The organism is Vibrio sp. YT-17 (genome assembly GCF_033337375.1).
GTDB lineage: Bacteria > Pseudomonadota > Gammaproteobacteria > Enterobacterales > Vibrionaceae > Vibrio > Vibrio alginolyticus.
Genome location: NZ_JAWOQP010000139.1, coordinates 1 through 1192 on the forward strand (window position 1 = coordinate 1; position 1192 = coordinate 1192).

The window sequence follows — 1192 nt, forward strand, 5'->3', positions numbered from 1 at the left end:
TCTTTATTAATTTTCCGTTAGCGTATTGTTTTTGAAACTCAACAGCCTTTTCAAAAAAATCAATGCCTATCAATGTAGGTTCTCCACCGTGCCATGCGAACTCGACAATAGGCGTATCTTGGCTAGAAATATAATTTTTAATATAAGTCTCTAGCGTTTCTATATTCATTGATTTTTTAGAGTTTAAGAGCAGGTCCTTCTCTAAATAAAAACAATATTGACAATCATAGTTGCATTTTGAGCCAACAACTTTCACTGTAGTATGTAAACCAGCCATAAGGGATTCTTCTACTCCAACCAAGATGGAACTAGTTTAATTAATATGTTCTTGTCCACAATTGATAATAGTGATACTTGATACTTATCAAAATTGATATTATGTTTTTAGGGAGTGTTGCGAGAGAGTTTAGACATGATATTTAACTATAACTTACTGAAACCGTTGGCGTTGCTGTTGGAAACAAAAAGTATCACAGCAACAGCAAACCAAATGTCGACAAGTGCTTCTGCGGTGAGCCGAACTCTAAGAAGCTTAAGGGAAATATTTCAGGATGAATTACTTACCAGAAAAAACGGCAGGATGGAGCTAACGCCAAAAGCAATCTCCATACGTGCCAAACTCAATAATATTATTCATGATATTGATGAATTAACTGAGGATATGTCTTTTGATCCATCTACATCAGATATAAAAATCAATATAGCGATGAATAGTTACATCGCATATTGGCTAGCCCCAGAAATAATTCAATACTTTTCAGAGAACGCGCCGAATATAGAATTAACCATTGAAGATTGGAATGAGTTAACGCCTGATCGAATTAATAATCAGCTCGTTCATTTTGGAATTCATTATTTTCCATTAAATTTAAATAAAAACTTGGTCCAAAGAAAAGTCGGAAAAGATATGTCGGTTATGGTCTGTAGAAAAGATCATCCAATTAATAACGAGTCAATATCCTTGGAGACAATCGCGTCTTATCCTCTGGCTATCCACTTGCAAAAGCATTGGAATGAGCGGCAAGATAAACTCTCAAGATTGCTGTTAAGTCACGGTATTGACTTCAAAGTAAAACTTAAAACGACGCATATCAATGTCATTATTAATGCCGTTGAGACGACAGACTTATTGTTTCCTTGTTCAATCTATATAGCAGAACAGTTGGGTGAAAAATTTAGCTACATTACTTCG

At 34.8% G+C, this 1192-nt stretch carries 1 protein-coding gene and 1 pseudogene; one reads left to right on the forward strand and one right to left on the reverse strand.

All coding sequences use genetic code 11. The features are described 5' to 3' along the window. Positions 1 to 277: pseudogene (locus R7F67_RS24475) on the reverse strand (anaerobic sulfatase maturase); the annotation flags it as partial. A 135-nt stretch (positions 278 to 412) separates the two neighbouring features. On the opposite strand from R7F67_RS24475, the gene R7F67_RS24480 reads away from it, so the two are divergent. Next, positions 413 to 1192, forward strand: a 780-nt coding sequence (locus R7F67_RS24480) for a LysR family transcriptional regulator (RefSeq protein ID WP_318057496.1), incomplete at its 3' end; no start/stop codon positions are given.